Source organism: Dietzia sp. B19 (genome assembly GCF_014145155.1).
Classification (GTDB): Bacteria; Actinomycetota; Actinomycetes; order Mycobacteriales; family Mycobacteriaceae; genus Dietzia; species Dietzia natronolimnaea.
In genome coordinates this window covers 1-2526 of record NZ_JAALED010000141.1, presented here as the reverse complement: position 1 = coordinate 2526, position 2526 = coordinate 1, and the positions used below count along the sequence as shown (strand labels likewise).

The window sequence follows — 2526 nt, the reverse complement described above, 5'->3', positions numbered from 1 at the left end:
TCCGCCATATCGCAGGACGCGGACGGGCCGCGCGGGTGACACCGCCGGCCGGTCCACCAGTGGACGACGTCGAATGTGATCTGGGCAGCAAGCTCACGCTCGGCCAGTTCCTCAAGCTGGCCTCGCTGCTCGATTCGGGGGCGGAGGCCAAGGACGCCGTCGCGGCGGGCGCGGTCAGCGTCAACGGGGAGGTCGACGTGCGGCGCGGTCGCGGACTGGCCGACGGCGACGTGGTGGCGTTCGGTGGCCGCGCGGCCCGCGTGGTCGCCCGTGACGGGCAGGGGAGGCCTCAGTGAACGAGATGACGTCCGGCGCCGTGCCGGCCCCGGTGGTGCTGCACGACGACGACCCGGGGGCCCGCCGCTACGCGGACTGGGTGGCGGAGGAGTTCGACGCCCGCAGCTCCCACCACGACGCCGTGGATCCCGCCGAGCTCGTGGTGGCCGGGACGGTGGTCCTGGTGACGGGCATGCGTCCGGGTGGCGGTCTGGGCGGCTCGGGGTTCATTAAGGACAACTGGGAGGCGCTCGTGGAGGCCGGTCGCCGGGTCGCCGTCGTCATGGTGGGCCCCACCCCGGTCACCGACGACGCCCGGATCGACCTGATGTCGAGCGAGTTCTCCGCCGACCAGCTCCGGGACCTCAAGCTGTTCCAGTTGCGCGGCGTGGTGACCCCCGACCAACTCGGGTTCCGGCAGCGGCTGGGGATCAAGACCGCGCTGGCGGCACTGCGCCGCAAACCGGATCTCACCCCGGAGGAGCAGTCGATGCTCGAGCTGGGCGGGCTGGATCTCACCGACCGGGTCTCCCTCGGCCCGCTCCTGCGGTGGATCAGACGCGAGGCATGACCCGTCCGGGGCGCCGGTCGCGGACGGTGTGATACCCGTTACACTTCGTGAGGACAGCCCCACGCCCGGGTGGGGTGCCTACCCGGAGGTTTCCTGACATGCGCACCACCCTGCTCGCCGCGGCGTCGTCCGCTCTGATGGCCACCGCCCTGCTCTCCGGGGCCGGGTCGGCGACGGCGGCGCCCGAGGAGCCGACGGACCCGTTCTGCGTGTGGATCCAGACGATGAACGGCGCCCGGTGCATGTCGGTCGATCCCGCGACCATCGACGCGCTCGGCAGTCTGGGCTACGGCTCCCTCGGCACAGGCTCGCTGATGAACCTGCTGACGACGCTCATCAACACCGGGTCCGTCGTCCTCTCCGTCGACGTGCCCAACTCGACCGGGTCGTACGCGCCCGGGTCGTTGGGCAGTTACGGGCCGGAGGCCTCGATCGGCGAGCTGTCGGTCGGCTCGGTCGGCACCTTCGCGGGCGCGTCCTGATCCGCTGACCGCTCGGCGACCCCGTCGGCCGCCACGCCCCGGCGTGGGGTGCGCGCCGGGGTCAGCGCACCACGATCCCGTCGGAGTCCGCGTAGAGCATGTCGCCGGGGACGAAGTCGACCCCGCCGAAACTCACGGTGACATCCCGCTCCCCGGCGCCCGTCTTGGACGACTTGCGGGGGTTGGTCCCGAGGGCCTTGCACCCGAAGTCCATCGTGCCGATCACCGCGGAGTCGCGGATCGCGCCGTGGACCACCACGCCGGCCCATCCGTTGGATCGACCGAGTTCCGCGATGAGGTCGCCGACGAGCGCCGTGTGCACACTCGCATCACCGTCGATCACCAGGACCCGACCCTCTCCGGGCTCACCCAGAACGCTCTTGAGCAGCGCGTTGTCCTGGAAGCACCGGACCGTGGAGACCGGGCCGAAGAACTCGGTGCGGCCGCCGAGGTCGCGGAACTGGGTGTCGCAACTCCGGACGCCCTCGCCGATCTCGTCGACGAGGTCGGCGGTGGGGACGAATCCGGTGGGGGTGTCGGTCATGGCGGGCCCTCCTGGTCTGAGTTCGGTCTCCCTCCACGCTATCCGGCGACGCTGCCCCGGAAGACCTCGGCCGTGGGGGACAATGACGCCCGAGGGTGTCACAGAAATTTGTCTAGACGTAGGAGGACCGATCCGTGGCCAGGTACGAGCTCCTGATCCACGCCCGCCGCGCCGTGGTCGACGGTCGTATCCAGCAGGCGGCGGTCGCAGTGGACGGCGGCGTGATCTCCTCCGTGCGGACCGGGTCCGAGGCACGGGACATCGGGTTGGCGGGTGATCACACGATCGATCTGGGTGACGACGTCGTTCTGATGCCCGGGCTGGTGGACCCGCACGTGAGCACCGAGGACGTCGCGGTGGGCACCCGTTCGGCCGCCCTCGGGGGGATCACCACCGTGGTCGACTACGGGACGAACGGCGACCCGTCGGCCACCGACCCGGAGCAGGTGGACCGGTGGCGGGAGGGGGTGACCGGCGAGTCGTCCGTCGACGTGGGCCTGTGGGGCGCCGCGGTGCCCGGCAACCTCGGACGGCTCGGCGCGTTGCTCGACCGGGGGGTGTTCGGGATCTCCGCCGTGGCGGACGGGAAGGGCGTGGCGGGAACCCCCACCCTGAACAGTGAGGACCTGGCGGCGGCGGCGGAGGAGGTCGCC

At 71.5% G+C, this 2526-nt stretch carries 4 protein-coding genes and 1 pseudogene; 4 read left to right on the top strand and 1 reads right to left on the bottom strand.

The annotated features are described in order from the left end of the window. Window positions 1-59: 59 nt before the first annotated feature. The 3 genes from G6020_RS05165 (at window position 60) to G6020_RS05155 (ending at window position 1329) form a co-directional block, all read left to right on the top strand. Window positions 60-296, top strand: a complete 237-nt coding sequence (locus G6020_RS05165; RefSeq protein WP_182609886.1) for an RNA-binding S4 domain-containing protein — start codon at window positions 60-62, stop codon at window positions 294-296. Between the two features lie 5 nt (window positions 297-301). Further along, window positions 302-847 carry a hypothetical protein gene (locus G6020_RS05160; protein WP_182609893.1) on the top strand — a complete coding sequence of 182 codons (546 nt, stop codon included), beginning with the start codon at window positions 302-304 and terminating at the stop codon, window positions 845-847. Between the two features lie 98 nt (window positions 848-945). After that, a complete protein-coding gene (locus G6020_RS05155) occupies window positions 946-1329 on the top strand; it encodes a hypothetical protein (RefSeq protein ID WP_182609885.1) in 384 nt (127 codons plus the stop codon). Window positions 1330-1390: 61 nt separating this feature from the next. Here G6020_RS05155 and rraA read toward each other — a convergent pair whose 3' ends face one another. Next, window positions 1391-1873 carry a ribonuclease E activity regulator RraA gene (rraA, locus tag G6020_RS05150; protein ID WP_179524199.1) on the bottom strand — a complete coding sequence of 161 codons (483 nt, stop codon included), beginning with the start codon at window positions 1871-1873 and terminating at the stop codon, window positions 1391-1393. 134 nt (window positions 1874-2007) lie between these two features. Here rraA and G6020_RS05145 point away from each other — a divergent pair. After that, window positions 2008-2526 (top strand): annotated as a pseudogene (locus tag G6020_RS05145) (allantoinase); the annotation flags it as partial.

Coding starts and splice junctions, on each gene's coding strand:
- G6020_RS05160 (WP_182609893.1), top strand. CDS start 302: ATGACGTCCGGCGCCGTGCCGGCCCCGGTGGTGCTGCACGACGACGAC.
- G6020_RS05155 (WP_182609885.1), top strand. CDS start 946: ATGCGCACCACCCTGCTCGCCGCGGCGTCGTCCGCTCTGATGGCCACC.
- rraA (WP_179524199.1), bottom strand. CDS start 1,873: ATGACCGACACCCCCACCGGATTCGTCCCCACCGCCGACCTCGTCGAC.